At 72.1% G+C, this 16,048-nt stretch carries 13 protein-coding genes; 6 read left to right on the plus strand and 7 right to left on the minus strand.

Features of this window, described 5'->3' with window-relative positions; genetic code table 11:
* Positions 1-286 precede the first annotated feature (286 nt).
* The 4 genes from leuA to AB0M03_RS08415 all read left to right on the plus strand — a co-directional run bounded on the left by leuA (position 287) and on the right by AB0M03_RS08415 (position 4,877).
* On the plus strand, positions 287-2,068 hold the full coding sequence (gene leuA / locus AB0M03_RS08400; protein WP_363489823.1) for a 2-isopropylmalate synthase: 1,782 nt from the start codon (positions 287-289) through the stop codon (positions 2,066-2,068).
* Between the two features lie 261 nt (positions 2,069-2,329).
* The gene (locus tag AB0M03_RS08405; protein WP_363489825.1) at positions 2,330-3,007 is read left to right on the plus strand and encodes a TerB family tellurite resistance protein; all 678 of its coding nucleotides are present in this window, start codon (positions 2,330-2,332) and stop codon (positions 3,005-3,007) included.
* A 275-nt stretch (positions 3,008-3,282) separates the two neighbouring features.
* The gene (recO, locus tag AB0M03_RS08410) at positions 3,283-4,029 is read left to right on the plus strand and encodes a DNA repair protein RecO (RefSeq protein ID WP_363489827.1); all 747 of its coding nucleotides are present in this window, start codon (positions 3,283-3,285) and stop codon (positions 4,027-4,029) included.
* A gap of 2 nt (positions 4,030-4,031) precedes the next feature.
* Complete coding sequence (locus AB0M03_RS08415; protein ID WP_363489829.1) at positions 4,032-4,877, plus strand: isoprenyl transferase; 846 nt, start codon at positions 4,032-4,034, stop codon at positions 4,875-4,877.
* A 96-nt stretch (positions 4,878-4,973) separates the two neighbouring features.
* On the opposite strand, the gene AB0M03_RS08420 is transcribed toward AB0M03_RS08415, so the two are convergent.
* The 4 genes from AB0M03_RS08420 to AB0M03_RS08435 are packed head-to-tail and all read right to left on the minus strand — an operon-like array spanning position 4,974 to position 8,281.
* Complete coding sequence (locus AB0M03_RS08420; RefSeq protein ID WP_363489831.1) at positions 4,974-5,384, minus strand: transcriptional repressor; 411 nt, start codon at positions 5,382-5,384, stop codon at positions 4,974-4,976.
* A gap of 35 nt (positions 5,385-5,419) precedes the next feature.
* Entirely contained in the window at positions 5,420-6,403 is a 984-nt protein-coding gene (locus AB0M03_RS08425; protein ID WP_363490052.1) for a metal ABC transporter permease, read from the minus strand.
* Entirely contained in the window at positions 6,403-7,248 is an 846-nt protein-coding gene (locus tag AB0M03_RS08430; RefSeq protein ID WP_363489833.1) for a metal ABC transporter ATP-binding protein, read from the minus strand. Before AB0M03_RS08430 ends, AB0M03_RS08425 begins: the two co-directional genes overlap by 1 nt.
* A 13-nt stretch (positions 7,249-7,261) precedes the next feature.
* Positions 7,262-8,281, minus strand: a complete 1,020-nt coding sequence (locus tag AB0M03_RS08435) for a metal ABC transporter substrate-binding protein (RefSeq protein WP_363489835.1) — start codon at positions 8,279-8,281, stop codon at positions 7,262-7,264.
* 318 nt (positions 8,282-8,599) lie between these two features.
* On the opposite strand from AB0M03_RS08435, the gene AB0M03_RS08440 reads away from it, so the two are divergent.
* Entirely contained in the window at positions 8,600-9,982 is a 1,383-nt protein-coding gene (locus AB0M03_RS08440; protein WP_363489837.1) for a glycine--tRNA ligase, read from the plus strand.
* A gap of 131 nt (positions 9,983-10,113) precedes the next feature.
* Here the strand turns inward: AB0M03_RS08440 and AB0M03_RS08445 are convergent, their stop codons facing one another.
* The 3 genes from AB0M03_RS08445 to AB0M03_RS08455 all read right to left on the minus strand — a co-directional run bounded on the left by AB0M03_RS08445 (position 10,114) and on the right by AB0M03_RS08455 (position 14,150).
* Positions 10,114-10,962: a hypothetical protein gene (locus AB0M03_RS08445; protein ID WP_363489839.1), complete on the minus strand. Its 849-nt coding sequence runs from the start codon at positions 10,960-10,962 to the stop codon at positions 10,114-10,116.
* 1,045 nt (positions 10,963-12,007) lie between these two features.
* Complete coding sequence (locus AB0M03_RS08450; RefSeq protein WP_363489841.1) at positions 12,008-12,586, minus strand: NADAR family protein; 579 nt, start codon at positions 12,584-12,586, stop codon at positions 12,008-12,010.
* A gap of 124 nt (positions 12,587-12,710) precedes the next feature.
* The gene (locus AB0M03_RS08455) at positions 12,711-14,150 is read right to left on the minus strand and encodes an MFS transporter (RefSeq protein ID WP_363489843.1); all 1,440 of its coding nucleotides are present in this window, start codon (positions 14,148-14,150) and stop codon (positions 12,711-12,713) included.
* 366 nt (positions 14,151-14,516) lie between these two features.
* Between AB0M03_RS08455 and AB0M03_RS08460 the strand changes: the two genes are divergently transcribed.
* Entirely contained in the window at positions 14,517-15,359 is an 843-nt protein-coding gene (locus tag AB0M03_RS08460) for a helix-turn-helix transcriptional regulator (RefSeq protein ID WP_363489845.1), read from the plus strand.
* The last annotated feature ends 689 nt before the right edge of the window (positions 15,360-16,048 follow it).

A 16,048-nucleotide genomic window follows, 5' to 3' on the forward strand; every position in this document is an offset into this window, starting at 1 on the left:
CGAGATGTCACCACCCCTGCAGAAATCGAACTGTCTCAGTGGGTGGAATCGTGGCGGGCTTCACTTCGTGTGCCCGATGGGCTGGGTTACGCTGGGGAGCATCATGCGTTACGGGCTGCTTCTTCTTAGCTGCCGCGGCGAGGGCCTGTAAGTCCATCGGAGGCCGATTCCCTCGCCGCGGGGAGTCGTGTTGCGCCCTTTTCTGGATGCGGCACACCAGTCGGCCGAGTTCGGGTGTCCTAGCCCCGATCAGCCCGCAATCGACATGGAAGCCGAGAGTCACCCCATGACCGAGCAGTCGTCCGTCGCCCGCGCGTTCATCGACCGCCCCACCCCGATCACGGCGAACACGGTTCAGCAGAAGCCCTCCGGGATGCCGTTCCACCGCTACGTACCCTTCGGCACCGTCGACCTGCCGGACCGCACCTGGCCGAGCAAGGTCATCACGCAGGCCCCGCGCTGGCTGTCCACCGACCTGCGGGACGGCAACCAGGCCCTGATCGACCCGATGTCGCCCGCCCGCAAGCGCAAGATGTTCGACCTGCTGGTGCGCATGGGCTACAAGGAGATCGAGGTCGGCTTCCCGTCCTCCGGCGCCACCGACTTCGCCTTCGTGCGCTCCCTGATCGAGGAGAACGCGATCCCCGAGGACGTCACCATCTCGGTGCTGACCCAGGCCCGCGAGGACCTGATCGAGCGCACCGTGGAGTCCCTGAAGGGCGCGCCGCGGGCCACCGTCCACCTGTACAACGCCACCTCGCCGCTGTTCCGCCGGGTGGTCTTCAAGGGCAGCAAGGACGACATCAAGGCGATCGCCGTGGACGGCACCCGCCTGGTGATGGAGTACGCCGAGAAGATCCTGGGCGACGAGACCGTCCTGGGCTACGAGTACTCGCCGGAGATCTTCATCGACACCGAGCTGGACTTCGCCCTGGAGGTCTGCGAGGCGGTCATGGACGTCTGGCAGCCCGGCGAGGGCCGCGAGATCATCCTGAACCTGCCGACCACCGTCGAGCGGTCCACCCCGAACGTCTACGCCGACAAGATCGAGTGGATGTCGCGGAACCTGTCCCGCCGCGAGTTCGTCTGCCTGTCCACCCACCCGCACAACGACCGCGGCACCGGCGTGGCCTCCGCCGAGCTGGCGGTGATGGCCGGCGCCGACCGCGTCGAGGGCTGCCTGTTCGGCCAGGGCGAGCGCACCGGCAACCTGGACCTGGTCAACGTCGGCATGAACCTGTTCTCGCAGGGCGTCGACCCGATGATCGACTTCTCCGACATCGACGAGATCCGCCGCACCGCCGAGTACTGCAACCAGATGGGCGTCGCCGAGCGCCACCCCTACGCCGGCGACCTGGTCTACACCTCCTTCTCCGGCTCGCACCAGGACGCGATCAAGAAGGGCTTCGACGCGCTGGAGGCCGACGCGGCCGCCGCCGGCGTCCCGGTCTCCGAGTACACCTGGGGCGTCCCCTACCTGCCCATCGACCCCAAGGACGTCGGCCGCTCCTACGAGGCCGTGATCCGGGTCAACAGCCAGTCCGGCAAGGGCGGCATCGCGTACGTCCTGAAGAACGACCACAAGCTGGACCTGCCGCGCCGGATGCAGATCGAGTTCTCGAAGAACATCCAGTCGAAGACCGACGCCGAGGGCGGCGAGGTCACCCCGGCCGAGATCTGGGCGGTCTTCCAGGACGAGTACCTGCCGACCCCGGACAACGCGTGGGGCCGCATCTCGCTGGACGGCCCGCGCAGCCTGACCACCGAGAACGGCCGCGACGTGCTGCACGCCGAGGCCGTGGTGGACGGCGAGCGCACCGCGCTGACCGGCTCCGGCAACGGCCCGGTCTCCGCCTTCGTCGACGCCCTGGCCGGCATCGGCCTGGACGTCCGCGTCCTGGACTACGCCGAGCACGCGCTGAGCGAGGGCGGCGACGCCCAGGCCGCCGCCTACGTCGAGTGCGCCGTCGACGGCAAGGTGCTGTGGGGCGTCGGCATCGACGGCAACACCGTGCTGGCCTCGCTGAAGGCCCTGGTCAGCGCCGTCAACCGGGCGCAGCGCGGCTGACCCGGCCGGACGACACGCGCGAGGCGTCACCCGCAGGGGTGGCGCCTCGCCGCGTTCCGGGGCCGTTCCCGGGCCGTAGCGGGGCGTGTGTCCTGCGCCACATTTTTTCGCCCCGGCACCCGTTCGGGGTGCTGACACGTGCCCTTAACCGTGGCAACATCGACGCACCGGAACCGGGGTCGGTGGGACGACCCGCGGAGTCCGGTCGCGTGACCTGCCCGCAGATGTGCAGGCCGCCTGCCATGTCTGGGGAGTGGCGCCGTGACAGGGTTGTGGGGTGTCCGTCCTCGCTGGCGGACAGACGTCCTCGGTGACTTCTTCTGCCCGGGCTGCGGCGGCGACCGCAACTACCGCCGCCAGCACGGCCGGCGGTGGCTGCGGTTGCTCGGCACCCCGGTGCTGCCGCTCGGCCCGGTGATCGGCAGCGTGCAGTGCACCAGCTGCCACGGCCGCTACGGCGTCGAGGCGCTGGAGCAGCTCACCTCCGTCCGGCTCGCGGCGATGCTCCGCGACGCCCAGTACACCGTCGCCCTCGCCGTGCTCGCCGCCGGCGGCGCCGGCAGCCGGGCCGGCCGGGACGCGGCCTGCGCCGTCATCCGCGAGGCGGGCTTCGACGACTGCGGCGAGGCCCAGGTCCTCGCCTCGCTCGCCGCCCTCACCGGCCGCAGCAGCGGCGAACCCCAGGACGTCGACGACACCGCCGCCAGCGGCGCCGGCGGCCTCGCCATCGAACTCCACGCCGCCCTCGAACCGCTCGCCCCGCACCTGGCCCCCGCCGGCCGCGAGCGGCTGGTCATGCAGGGTGCCTGGATCGCCCTCGCGGACGGCGGCTACCTGCCGCAGGAGCGGGCCGCGCTGGCCGCCGTCGGGCGCTGCCTGCGGCTCGGCCCCCCGCAGGTCGAGGACCTGCTGGAGGCGGCCACCCGCGCGCCGCGTTGAACCGTTCCGGCCCGGCCGGCACCGACGCCCCTGCTGCTCCCAACCCCCTGCTGGTTCCGACACCGCTGCCGCCGGCACGTGCCCGATCCGTGACGCCCCTCGACCGGGCCCGACTCCCCCTCCCGGGCCCGCTGTGACCCGCACCGACTGGGCAACCCCCGGCCCCCGGTGCGGGCTCACGGCTGCCCGCGACACGCCGCCCCCGGCCCGCCCGGCGTGCGCGAGAATGGGGGGATGCCCATACTGCCCGCCGCCGTCGCCCGGAGTGCCGCCGCATGAGTCTGTTCCGCGACGACGGCGTGGTGCTGCGCACCCAGAAGCTCGGCGAGGCCGACCGGATCATCACCCTGCTCACCCGCCAGCACGGCAGGGTGCGCGCGGTCGCCCGCGGGGTGCGCCGCACCAAGTCGAAGTTCGGCGCCCGGCTGGAGCCGTTCTCGCACGTCGACGTCCAGTTCTTCAGCCGCGGCAGCGACCTGGTCGGCCGCTCCCTGCCGCTGTGCACCCAGGTCGAGACCATCGCCCCGTACGGCGGCCGGATCGTCGGCGACTACGCCCGCTACACCGCCGGCACGGCCATGCTGGAGACCGCCGAGCGCTTCGCCGAGAACGAGGGCGAGCCGGCCGTCCAGCAGTACCTGCTGCTGGTCGGCGGCCTGCGCACGCTCGCCGCGGGGGAGCACGAGTCGCACCTGGTGCTCGACGCCTTCCTGCTGCGCTCGCTCGCGGTCAACGGCTACGGCGCGAGCTTCACCGACTGCGCCAAGTGCGGCCTGCCCGGTCCGAACCGTTTCTTCTCGCTCCAGGCGGGCGGTGTGCTGTGCGCCGACTGTCGGGTCCCTGGAAGTGCCGTACCCTCCCCTGAGACACTGGTCCTGCTCGGCGCACTGCTGTCCGGGGACTGGCAGACGGCGGACTCCTGCGAGCCGCGGTACTGGCGCGAGGGCAGCGGACTGGTGGCCGCCTATCTGCAGTGGCACCTGGAGCGGGGCATCCGCTCGATGAGATACGTGGAGAAATGAGCATGGCAGCACGACGGCTCTTCGGCAGCAAGCAGCGGGCCTACGAGTCCCCGGCCCCGCACCCCAGCGGTGCCCGGCCGCCGAAGATCCCGGCTGACCTGGTGCCCAACCACGTCGCCTGCGTGATGGACGGCAACGGCCGCTGGGCCAAGGAGCGCGGCCTGCCCCGCACCGAGGGCCACAAGGTCGGCGAGGGCGTCGTCCTCGACGTGCTCCGCGGCTGCCTGGAGATCGGCGTCAAGAACCTCTCCCTCTACGCCTTCTCCACCGAGAACTGGAAGCGGTCCCCGGAAGAGGTGAAGTTCCTGATGAACTTCAACCGGGACGTCATCCGCCGCCGCCGCGACGAGATGGACGCCATGGGCATCCGCATCCGCTGGGCCGGCCGCATGCCGAAGATGTGGAAGAGCGTCGTCCAGGAGCTCCAGGTCGCCCAGGAGCAGACCAAGGACAACACCGCCATGACGCTGTACTTCTGCGTCAACTACGGCGGCCGCGCCGAGATCGCCGACGCCGCGCAGGCCATCGCCCGCGACGTCGCCGCCGGCCGGCTCGACCCCAAGAAGGTCAACGAGAAGACCTTCGCCAAGTACCTGTACTACCCCGACATGCCGGACGTCGACCTGTTCCTGCGGCCCAGCGGCGAGCAGCGCACCTCCAACTTCCTCGCCTGGCAGTCCGCCTACGCCGAGTTCGTCTTCCAGGACGTGCTCTGGCCGGACTTCGACCGCCGCGACCTGTGGCGCGCCTGCGAGCAGTACGCCCGGCGCGACCGCCGCTTCGGCGGGGCCATCCCCAACGAGGTGGCCGCCGACGACGCCGCGGCGGAGGTCCCGGCGCAGCGCTGACGGCCGCACCTGCTGCCGGATGCATGCGAGAGGCCCGGGTCGACCGACCCGGGCCTCTCGTGCGTTCAGGTGCCGTGTGCAGGCCCGTTCGCCTGTTCAGGCCTTCCGGGCGCAGATCCCGCAGGTGCCGAAGATCTCCAGGGTGTGCGCGATGTTGCTGAAGCCGTGCTCGGCGGCGACGGCGTTCGCCCAGTGCTCCACGGCCGGGCCCTCGACCTCGACGGTGGCGCCGCAGCTCCGGCACACCAGGTGGTGGTGGTGACCGCTGCTGCACCGCCGGTAGACCGCCTCGCCCTCGGCCGTCCGCAGCACGTCCACCTCACCGGCCTCGGCGAGGGACTGCAGCGTCCGGTAGACGGTGGTCAGGCCCACCGAGTCGCCCCGGTGCTTGAGCATGTCGTGCAGCTCCTGCGCGCTCCGGAAGTCCTCGATCTCGTCCAGCACCGCCGAGACGGCGGCTCGCTGCCGAGTGGATCGGGCGCGCGGCGTCGGGCCTGCGGTGGTCACCGTGGGTCCTCCAGGGGGTGGGATGCTGTCGCACCTCATTGTGCCAGCCCCCGGCCCGCCGAAGGCTCGCTCCCGCGGGGCTCGTTCCGCGCCGGAGGCACCGTCGCACGGCCCTCCTCAGGGGCGGACCCGGCAGCGTCCCCACCCTCCGGCCGGCCCGGCAGCACCACGTCGCAGACCTCGGGACCGGCATCCGGAGAAGTGCGGTTCCGGCGCCCGGCCAGCGGCCCGGCCACCGCCCCGAGCAGCGCGAAGGCCGCGATGGCCAGCAGCACGATCGCCGGGCCGGACGGCACGTCCGCCTCGTACGAGCCCGCCACACCCAGCACCGCCACGGTGACGCCCAGCCCGACCGCCGCGGTCTGCGTCGCCCGGAACGACCGCGTCACCTGCTGCGCCGCCGCCACCGGCACCACCATCAGCGCGCTCACCAGCAGCAGGCCGACGACCCGCATCGCGACCGTGACGGTGACCGCGGCCATCACCGCGAGCAGCAGGTTCAGCAGCCGCACGGGGATGCCGGTGACGCGGGCGAACTCCTCGTCCTGGCAGATCGCGAACAGCTGGCGGCGCAGCCCGAAGGTCACCGCGACGACGATCGCCGCCAGCACGGCGATGGTGGTGAGATCGCCCGGCGACACGGTGAGGATGGAGCCCCACAGGTAGCTCTCCAGATTGCCGCTGCCCGCCTGCGCACTCATGCTGACCAGCAGTTTTCCGCAGGCCATGCCGCCGTAGAAGAGCATCGCGAGGGCGATGTCGCCGCGCTGGTTGCCGCGGGAGCGGACCAGCTCCATCACCACGGCGCCCAGCACGCAGACCAGGACGGCCATCCAGACCGGGTTGGCCTGGAAGAGGAAGCCGAGGCCGACACCGGTGAGCGCGACGTGCCCGATGCCGTCTCCCATCAGCGCCTGTCGGCGCTGCACCAGGTAGACGCCGACGGCCGGCGCGGTGATCCCGACCAGCACGGCGGCGATCAGCGCCCGCTGCATGAAGTCGAATTCGAGCATCTCGATCATGCGAGCAGTCCCCGGGTGTGCGAGTGGGTGTCGTCGGCGTGCGGGTGGACGTGGTCGTGGCCGGGCAGCGCGTGCTGTCCGACCCCCTCGGGCGGCGGGCCGTCGTGCGCCACGCAGCCGTCCCGCAGCACCACGGCGCGGTCGATCAGCGGCTCCAGCGGGCCCAGCTCGTGCAGCACCAGCAGGACGGCGCAGCCGCGCCCGGCCTCCCGCCGCAGGATGTCGGCGAGCACCTGCTGGCTGGCGACGTCCACGCCGGCCATCGGCTCGTCCATGATCAGCAGGTCGGGCTCGCCGACCAGCGCCCGGGCGATCAGCACCCGCTGGTGCTGGCCGCCGGAGAGACCGGCCACGCCGTCCTCGGCCCGGTCGAGCATGCCGACCGCGGCCAGCGCCCGGTCGACCGCCAGGCGGTCGCCGCGGCGGAACGGCCGCAGCCGGTGCTGCGGCAGCCGTCCGGTCGAGACGACCTCGCGGACGGTCGCGGGCACGCCGCCGGCGGCGGTGGTGCGCTGGGGCACGTAGCCGATCCGCTGCCAGGCGCGGAAGCGCCCGAACGGGGTGCCGAACAGTTCCAGCTCCCCGCGCTCCAGCGGCACGCCGCCGATCACCGCCTTGACGGTGGTGGACTTGCCGGAGCCGTTGGCACCGAGCAGGGCGACCACCTCGCCGGGGCGGACGGTCAGGTCGACGCCGCGCAGCACCGGGCGGCCGCCGACGGAGGCCACGGCCCGGCTCAGCCGGACGGCGGTCGGCTGCTCGGGGGCGGCTGCTTCGGAGGAGGCGGCGGGGGTCGGCGTGGGGGCCTCGGGCGCGGTGCGCCGGGGGAGGACTGGGCTCATGGGTGGTGTCCCGTCAGCTGGTGGCGCCGAGCGCGGTCCGGAGGTTGGTCAGGTTCTGCCGCATGACGGAGAAGTAGTCGCCCTTGCCGTCCTTGATGCCTTCCAGCGGGTCGAGCACGGCGGTCTGCAGCTTCAGGTCCTTCGCGACGGTGGTGGCGAGCGCGGGGCTCACCAGGCTCTCGAAGAAGACGGTGGTGACGCCGTGCTCGCGGGCGGCCTTCTGGATCTCGGCGAGTCGTGCCGGGCTGGGCTCGGCCTCCGGGTCGACGCCGCTGATGGCGATCTGCTCCAGGCCGTAGTGGTCGGCGAGATAGCCGAAGGCGGCGTGACTGGTGACGAAGGTCTTGCTCCCGGAACCCTTCAGGCCGTCCTGGAACTCCTTGTCCAGCGCGGTCAGGCGGGCGACCAGATCGGCGGTGTTCTTCTCGTAGTCGGCGGCGTGCGCCGGGTCGGCCTCGGCGAACTCGGCACCGACCGCCTTGGCGACCGCCGCGTACCGGGTCGGGTCGAGCCAGATGTGCGGGTCGCCGGCCGGGCCGGAGGCGTGCTCGTGGCCCGCGTGCTCGTGGCCGTCCGCCTCCTCGCCGCCGTGCTCGCCACCGTCCTCGTCGAGGTGGTGGTCGACCAGGGGGGAGATCGCCGCGGCGTCCACGACGTGCTTCGAACGGGACTGCTCGACCGCCTTGTCGACGGTCGGCTGCAGGCCCTTCAGGTAGAGCACGGCGCCGGCCTTCTGGACGGTGCCGACCTGCTTGGCGGTCAGCTCGAGGTCGTGCGGCTCCACGCCGGCGGCCGTCAGGTCGGTCACCTTCACGTGCTCGCCGCCGATCTGCGAGGCGAGGAACTCCATCGGGTAGAACGACGCGACCACCGAGAGCCTGCCGCCGGCGTCCTGCGCGCTGCTGTTGCCGCCGCAGGCGGTGAGCGTGAGTGCCGCGGCGAGGGCGGTGGCGGTGAGGGCCGCTGCCTTGGCGGACCGGCGGAGGCCGCCGAGGGGACGAGTGGGGCCTTCGGCAGATCGGGGGAGCGTCATGACAACCATTCTCATCTTATGTGGAAATGATTGTCAACTCACCCGATTGGGTGAGCGTCGTCCGCCGGGAGCGTGAGCTCTGCTGCGCCGTCCGTGTGCTCGCCGAGCCTGCGGGGTGTACCGGCGGATGCGGCGAGGGTGGTGAGGGATGCGGCGGGGCGCGGTGCTGGACACGGCGGGGTGCGGTGGCGGAGCCGCGGGGTGCGGTGGCGGCCAATACCGATTTGAACGTCCTACCCGCGTGCCCGGTAACCTGAGGTATTCGGGTGCGCGCAACCAGCCGTGCCCAGACCGTGCCGTCGTACTGAAGAGAGCACTGTGGCCGCCGACAAGATCGACACGATCGTTAGCCTGAGCAAGCGCCGTGGCTTCGTCTACCCCTGCAGCGAGATCTACGGCGGTACCCGCGCCGCCTGGGACTACGGTCCGCTGGGCGTCGAGCTCAAGGAGAACATCAAGCGCCTGTGGTGGCGGGCGATGGTCACCGGTCGGGAGGACGTCGTCGGGCTCGACTCCTCGGTGATCCTCGCGCGCGAGGTCTGGGAGGCCTCCGGCCACGTCGCCACGTTCAACGACCCGCTCACCGAGTGCCTCTCCTGTCACAAGCGCTTCCGCGCAGACCACCTGGAGGAGGCGTACGAGGCCAAGCACGGCAAGCTGCCGGCCAACGGCCTCGCCGACATCAACTGCCCGAACTGCGGCAACAAGGGCGCCTTCACGGAGCCCAAGGAGTTCTCGGGCATGCTGAAGACGCACCTCGGCCCGGTCGAGGACGGCTCCGGTCTCGCCTACCTCCGCCCGGAGACCGCGCAGGGCATCTTCACCAACTTCAAGGCCGTCCAGACCACCTCGCGCAAGAAGCCGCCGTTCGGCATCGCCCAGGTCGGCAAGAGCTTCCGCAACGAGATCACCCCCGGCAACTTCATCTTCCGCACCCGCGAGTTCGAGCAGATGGAGATGGAGTTCTTCGTCAAGCCGGGCGAGGACGAGAAGTGGCACGAGTACTGGCTCGAGCAGCGCTGGAACTGGTACCGCGACCTCGGCCTGCGAGAGGAGAACATGCGCTTCTTCGAGCACCCGAAGGAGAAGCTCTCCCACTACGCCAAGCGCACGGTCGACATCGAGTACCGCTTCAACTTCGGCGGCACCGAGTTCTCCGAGCTCGAGGGCATCGCCAACCGCACGGACTACGACCTCACCGTGCACAGCGAGCACTCCGGCCAGGACCTCAAGTACTTCGACCAGGAGTCCGGCGAGCGCTACTTCCCGTACGTCATCGAGCCGGCAGCGGGCCTCAACCGCGCCATGCTGGCCTTCCTGATCGACGCCTACTTCGAGGACGAGGCGCCCAACGCCAAGGGCCAGATGGAGAAGCGCGTCGGCATGCGGCTCGACCCGCGCCTCGCCCCGGTCAAGGTCGCGGTGCTCCCGCTCTCCCGCAACGCCGACCTCTCCCCGAAGGCCCGCGGCCTCGCCGCCGACCTGCGCACCGCGTGGAACGTCGACTTCGACGACGCCGGCGCCATCGGCAAGCGCTACCGCCGCCAGGACGAGATCGGCACGCCTTTCTGCGTCACCGTCGACTTCGACACCCTCGAGGACAACGCGGTGACCGTTCGCGAGCGCGACACCATGGCGCAGGAGCGCGTCTCGCTCGACCAGGTGAAGTCCTACCTGGCCGCCCGCCTGATCGGCTGCTGACACCGGTCGGTGTGAGCCACCGGGTGGTGTGAGCCACCGGGTTGTACGACTTCCGGCCCCCTTGCCGCGGACTCCGCGGTGAGGGGGCCGCGTTGTTTCCGGGGTGGGCCGTCTCCGGTGCGAACCGGGGGTCAGCGGCGGCCGCGTGCCCGGGTGGTCGGTGGTTCGGTGGGGAGCCCGGCCGAGCGGAGGGCGGCGAGCGCACCCCGCGAACGGCTCTCCTCCAACACGGCGACCGCGCCCAGGAGGACTTCGTAGAACTCGCGCTGCGGCAGAAGCGCATGCCCGAGCTGGGCCAGATCGGCCGGGGAACGCATCCCGGCGGCCTCCCTGACCAGCACGGCCGACAGCTGCGGGGCCGGCGCGCCAGCCGCCGGGGCGGCCAACTGCTGTACGACGGCCACGACATCGCCGATCGGCCGACCCGCGGCCTGGCGCAGCAGATGCCGTACGTCGCCGGTGCGCCCCGCGGCCGACAACCCGACCGCCAGCGCCGCCAGTTCGGCGGGCGGCGCCGAGGCCCACTCCCACAGCAGGGTCTGCCCGTCCGCGGACTGGCCTGCCCGCTCCAACGCCGCGAGCAGTGAGGGCAGGGCGGAGGCGGGTGCGCCCCACAGGGCGTGGAACAGCTCGCTCGCCTCGTCCACCAGCCCGGTGCGGCGGAGCTCGGCAAGGGTGCCGGCGGCTTGATCGGCAGAGCCGTGCGCCGTCGCGCGGGCCAGGTAGGCGGCCGCGCCGTAGGGCCCGTGGGAGCGCAGCAGGCCGGCCAGCTGCGCCACGTTCTCGGGCGCCAGTGTCACGGCTGCCTGCGCCACCACTGCCGCCGACTCGTGCGCCGCACCGCGGCGGTGCAGCTCACCGATGCGCCCGGCGACGGCCGCGATCTCCTCGGCACTGCGCAGCGGCGGAACGGCGGCCTCCGCCGCTTCGGCCGCGGCCCGGCCTGCCCGGTGGTCCTGGACGTGCTCGGGATGGTCCATGGAGCCGGCCGGTGCCTGTGGGGAGTTTTCGGCCGGGGACTCCGCGGACCCCTGTATACCGCCGAAGCGCGCACCCCGGACCGGCGCCGGCCGGGCCGCGGGAGTCGCACCCGCCCGGGCATCGGCGCCCTGGGACCGCGGAGCCACGGCCGGTGCCGGCTCGGGCTCGGGCTCGTCCAGGAAGGCCCCGCCGAAGCGTGCACCGGTGGGGCGCTTCCGCTTCGGGGGCTTGGGTGGCGCGGGCGGACTCGCGGATGTCCTCGGCGTTGCGGATGTCGGTGGTGTGGGGGCGGGTGCCGGTGCCGCTGGCGCCGGTGCTGCGATGGGTGTCGTCGGCGGGGTGGGTGCTGCCGGTGAGGCCGACCCCACCGGCTGGACCCCGACCGGACCGGACCCCCGGGCGCCGCGGACCCGGGCGTCCCCGGTGCGGTCGGCCGCGTTCTGCTGGGGCGGGACCGAATCCCGCGGTGCTGCACCGGCCGGTCCGTACGGCTGCCGGTAGCCCGGGCCACCGGTGGCGCCGCCGTTCTGCCGAGCCAAGTCCTCCAGGGCGAGCAGCCGTTCACTCAGTTCGAGGCAGCGGGCGCCCAGGCCCTCCCTGAGGGTTTGCGCCTGGGACAGCCGTCGCAGCAGTTCCGGGTCCGGGTGGCGTTGCGGCTGGGCGTAGGCGTGTGCACGGTCCGGTTCGCTTGCGGCACGTACTGCCTCGGCGAGACGACGCTCGCGCTGCGCCGCGTACTGCCGCGCCCGGAGCAGTTCGTCCAACTCCGTGCGCAGCATGTGGATGTCCGCTGCCGTGGGCCCCAGCTCTTGCACTGCCATCCCCGCCCGACCAGCCCTCTCCGCCGCGGGGTCGCCGAGTCGGCCCCTGGCCCTGACTTCGAGCCATCCTTGCGAAGCCATACGGCGACGGTGTTACGGGCGTGAGTCCGCCGGTTTTCGCCGAACGGTTCCTGCTGTGGGGAAGGCCAGCGAATCCGGATGCGGCGCTCGCGCGAACTGCGCTGCAGGGCAGCAGGGTTCACACCTGTACGTGCCCGGCGGATCAGCCGGTGAGCCTGGCCCGGGCCTCCATGAGGGCGAAGCCGAGCAGGTTCAGGCCTCGCCACTCGTGCGGCAGGGTGGCCCGGTCGTCGTCGGCTGCGAGGCCGATGCCCCACAGCCGGTCGAGCGGGCTCGCCTCCACCAGCACACGCTGGGACGTGCCCACCAGGTAGTGCCGCAGGGCCTCGTCCTGGCTGAACTTCGCAACGTTGCCCTCGACGACCAGGTCGAACCGCTCGGCGACCCAGCGCTGCTCGTCGAAGCCGCGGACCATGCGCCCCAGCTTCTTCGCTTCGCCCGGTGTACGAGCGGCAAGGATGCGGGCCAGGGTCTCCTCGTCACCGAAGAGCCTGGCCTTCCCGGCCATCATCCAGTGCTCGGCCGTCTTGTACGTCACGCCGTCGACGGTGAACTCGCCCGGCCACCACTGGCTGAGCGACCCGGGCCCGATCCGGCCGTCCGGCTCGGGCCGGTGGCCCCAGAAGAGCAGGTAGCGGGGACGCGCGCCGGCCTTCACCAGAGCGACCAGCTGTTCGCGGGTGCGGGACTCGGGAGGTGTGGTGGGCTCGGTACTCGTCATGACCCCCATGCTCCCATTCGAAGCCGACAACCTGCTTCCGGTTTTCCGTCCAGCCGATCGACCGAGTCCAGCCGACCGATGGGCGCGCCGGGATTGGGCGAGTGCCCCTGCAGCGGACCTGCGGTCAGGCGACCGAGCGGGGGAGCCGCAGGCTGAGCGCCGCAATGGTCACCGACCCTCCGAACTGGATGGCCAGCACCAGTGCCAGCGCGTGGGCGAACCCCATGGTGGGCGCGACGGAGAGGAACAGGGTGCCGAGTGTGGCGACTCCCAGGGCGAGGCTGGACTGTTGAGTCGTTGCCAGCACCCCACTGCCGACACCCGCTCGCTCGGCGGGGACCTTGGACAGCACAACGCGGAAGAGCGGCGTGCCGACCAGGCCCTGCCCGATGCCTGCCAGTGCGACTCCGGGGAGCATCCGCAGCGGTGAGAAGTGCGCCCAGTCGGCGAGAACGGTCGCGACCAGTGTGATCAGGCCGAGGCCCTGGACGACGGCGCCGGCAGTGATGATCCGACTGCCGTACCGCCCGGTGAGCCGCGGGCCGGAGAGCGACGCCACGAAGTAGCCGACTGCCATCGGCACCAGTGCCCAGCCGGCCGCGACCGGGTCCAGCCGGAGTCCGTGCTGCAGCAGGATGGCGACCACGAACATGAAGCCGCCGAAGCCGGTGAAGTACGGCAGCGCGATGGCGAGTCCGCGGCGCATCTCCGGGATGTGCAGCAGTGAGAGCGGCACCAGCGGCGTCCTGCCCATCTCTTCGGCGCGGCGCTCGACGACCAGGAAAGCGGCCGCCAGCAGCGAGAACGCGCCCAGCAGCAGCCACGTCCAGAGCGGCCAGCCGACCGCGCGGCCTTCCATCAGCGGGACGAAGAGGGAAAGGAGGGCGGCCGTGAGCAGAGCCGTCCCCGGCATGTCGACCCCGGCCGCGTGCGGCGCCCGGGTCTCCGGGACGTACCGCACGGCGAGCAGCGCGGTCAGCAGGGCGAACGGCACATTGAGCAGGAACACCGCACGCCAGCCGGTGCCGAACAGATCGGCCGACACGAGCATCCCGCCGAGGACCTGCCCGATCACCACGGATATCCCGCCGACCGCGCCGTAAATGCTGAGGGCGCGGGCCCGCTGCGCACCACCGCTGGCGGCGGTGATCGTCGCGAGCACCTGGGGGAGCAACAGGGCTGCCGAGGCGCCCTGGGCCACCCGGGCGGCCACCAGTGTCCAGGCGGTCGGGGCGAGACCGCAGGCGAGGGAGGTCAGGGCGAACGCCGCGGCGCCCGCAACGAAGAGCCGGCGGCGTCCGAGGGCGTCGCCGAGGCGGCCACCCAGAACGAGGAGGACGGCGAAGGCGATGCCGTACCCGGCGGCGACCAGCTCCAGCACGGCAGGGCCCGCCGCGAGGCCGTGGTCGATGGTGGGCAGCGCGACGTTGACGATGAAGAAGTCGAGCATCGGCAGGAACGCACCGAGCAGGACGGTGACGAGGCCGGCGACACCCAGGGTGGGGGTGGCTGCGGCGGCGCCGACGGAGGATGTGGTCCTTGGAAGCGTCAGTTGCTGGGTCACGGCCCCTACGATCCGCCCCTCCTCACCCTGGTACCAGAGAGGGTTTATCCGGGTATAACGACTACCTGGCAACAGGATCAGCCGTGGAGCATGCTGGGGAGCATGGCTACCAGCATTGCTTCCGCAGGCAGCACCGCCAAGGCCCCGCGGCGCGGGCCGACAGGGGACGGGCCGGCCGGGGTCGAGCCGGGGAACGGCACCGGTAACGGCGGCCCGGATCAGGGCGTGCCCGCCTCGCCTTCCGGGCCGGTGTCCGCCAGTGGCCCCGGGCGCGCCGCTGCGGGGAATCCCGTTCCCGCGGGGGATCGCCCGACGGCGGCCCCGTCGCGGCCGGGAACGTTGTCCGGGCCCGCGGCCACGGGTGAGGTGGCGCCGGCTGCTGCCCGGCGCCGGGAGCTGGCGGCTTTCCTCCGTAGCCGGCGGGAGCGCATCTCTCCCGAGCAGGTCGGCCTGCCCGACACCGGCCGGCGGCGCACCCCGGGCCTCCGGCGCGAAGAGGTGGCGCAGCTCGCCACCGTCGGGGTCACCTGGTACACGTGGCTGGAGCAGGGGAGGGACATCCAGGTCTCCGCGCAGGTGCTGCAGTCGGTGGCCCGGGCGCTGATGCTCGACCCGACCGAGCGGGCGCACCTGTTCGTTCTGGCCGGGGCGGAGGACCCGGCGCCGATCGTCGAGTGCGCCACGGTCACTCCGGCTGCGCGGACCCTGCTTGCGCAGCTGGAGCCGATGCCGGCCGCAGTCATGAACAGCCGGTACGACATCCTCGCGCACAACCGCGCGTACACCTGGATCGTCGGCGACCTTGACGCACTCCCGTTCGAGGACCGGAACCTGATGTGGCTGGCCTTCACCGGATCGGACTTCCAGCGGAGCCTGGTCGACATCGAGGAGGCACGGCCCAGCATGGTGGCGAGGTTCCGCACCGCCATGGCGGATCACGGCGCCGAGCCTGCGTGGAAGGCGCTGCTCGCCCGGCTGCGGAAGGCCTCGCAGGAGTTCGATGAGATGTGGCAGCAGCACGAGGTCGCAGGGCTGGGCAACGGCCTGAAACGATTCCTGGTGCCCGGGGCGGGCCTGCTGCGGTTCGAGTACACCAACCTGTGGCTCGGCCCGAGGCCCGGCCCTCGGCTTGTGGCGTACACACCCCAGGACGACGACACCCGCCGGAAGTTGGAAGAGCTGGCGTCGGGCCTCCGAGGGTGCCGCTGACACTGCCACTTGCCCCACCCCTCCTGGCAGGACGTGTCCGTCGGCACGTCCTGCCGGTGCGGTGGCCCAGCCCTTCCGAGTGGTGGGGCGACGGGCGGAGAACGGCACGGGTGGGCACGGCCGACGGTGGCCGGGTCGCGGTGAGGCCGTGGCAGTCGCCCGGTCTCCCCGGGGCGTACGGTCGAGGGCTGCAAGGGCGCACAGCCATGCCAAGGGAAGCTCTGCGGCCAGGGCCATGGTGACGGCCGCTGCGAGTTCCGGCCCGGCGGCGGTCGTTGCGACATCGACCAGGGCGTCGGTCGTGAGAAGGACGGCCGCAACAGCTGCGGGCAGACCGTGGGAGGGCCCGTCCCCGTCCATCCGGTGCCCGGCGACGAGCAGTGCCGCCACCTCGACGACATCCAGCAGCGCCCACCCGGCGAGCCCGGAAGCGGCAAGGGCCACTGCCCACGGGATCAGGACGAGCCCGCAACCGATCAACAGCCGGCCGGGAGTCATGCGGCAACTCCTGCCCGCAGCCGGATCGGTGCGCCGTCCTGGTCGGCGACCAGGACTCCGGTCGCAGGCACCGGGCACCAGGCCAACCAGAAGGCGCCCAGCAACGTGGTCACGCCTGCGGGAATCCGCTGCCTGCCGCGGCGCCCCCTGGTGAAGGCCACCCCCGGCGGAGAGCCGTCGGCGCAGAGACG

The sequence above is a fragment of the Kitasatospora sp. NPDC051914 genome (assembly GCF_040680995.1).
GTDB lineage: Bacteria > Actinomycetota > Actinomycetes > Streptomycetales > Streptomycetaceae > Kitasatospora.